Genomic DNA, 605 nt, shown 5'->3' on the forward strand with positions numbered 1-605 from the left:
GCCGGCTGGCAGTCGCGCTGCGACATGACCGAAGCCGTGCGCGCCCTTCTGCTGGACGGACACCTCGTCGATGTCGGTGATCTCGTGCTGCACGATGCCGGCATGGACGTGCGCCATCCCACCCACGAGCTCACCCGCGCCGCGGCTGCCTTGCGGGCAAGACGCACCACTCTGGCTAGGAAGGCGCCGTGGCCGCTGTCGATTGACGGCCTAGCCGCCCTGCGCGGCATCGGCCCCGTGGCTGAGGACAAGCCCGTCCGGATCAAAGGAAAGCGGGTGGATCCGGAGGATGACGAGGCTTACCCGCCCTATGCCAACGATGCCGATCCGTGGAAGGCACACTTTGCCGAGATCGATGCCCTGCTCGACCGCACCAGCAAGGTGCTCGCAGGCGAGACCCCGCTGCCGAAGAGCCGCTCGCATCTGGTCTATGACCCCGATCAGGACGAAGCGGAGAACGAAGACCTGTGGCTCGATGTGGTCAAGCGCACCAGTTCCTGGCCGGCCATTGCGGCTGCCGCGGTGGCCTGGAACGCGTGGCTGGATCTCAACCTGTACACCCGCCTGCCTTGGCACGGCCTGATCATGGCCGCCGCCATCCTGCG

The 605-nt window shown here is 67.1% G+C and carries 1 protein-coding gene; it reads left to right on the forward strand.

The annotated features are described in order from the left end of the window. The coding region (locus JQC81_RS32650) for a DUF1612 domain-containing protein (protein ID WP_246520852.1) at positions 1-605 on the forward strand (605 nt) is incomplete at both ends.

The sequence above is a fragment of the Microvirga arabica genome (assembly GCF_016811235.1).
GTDB lineage: Bacteria > Pseudomonadota > Alphaproteobacteria > Rhizobiales > Beijerinckiaceae > Microvirga > Microvirga arabica.